Annotated in this window: 1 protein-coding gene; it reads right to left on the bottom strand. The window is 65.6% G+C overall.

Translation table 11 applies throughout. The features are described 5' to 3' along the window. On the bottom strand, window positions 1-256 hold a 256-nt coding region (locus SB822_RS58840; protein WP_410859341.1), incomplete at both ends, for an alpha-hydroxy-acid oxidizing protein.

Consider the following 256-nt stretch of genomic DNA (forward strand, 5'->3'; position numbering starts at 1 on the left):
GTCGTTCCTGCAGCCGCCGCGATAGCGCCCCGTCGTGCCCAACACGGCGCAGATAGCTTCGGTCGAGTTCCGCGATATCGCGGCAACCAAGTAGTCCGAGCGCACGGTCGATCTCCGTTTTGAGAATATCGATGGCGCGTTCGACGCCCGGCTGACCGCCCGCGCTCAAGCCATAAGTCGTCGCGCGTCCGAGCAGCACCGCATCGGCACCCAACGCGACCGCTTTCAGAATGTCGGTGCCGCGGCGGAATCCGCC

It is taken from the genome of Paraburkholderia sp. SIMBA_054 (assembly GCF_046534875.1).
GTDB lineage: Bacteria > Pseudomonadota > Gammaproteobacteria > Burkholderiales > Burkholderiaceae > Paraburkholderia > Paraburkholderia hospita.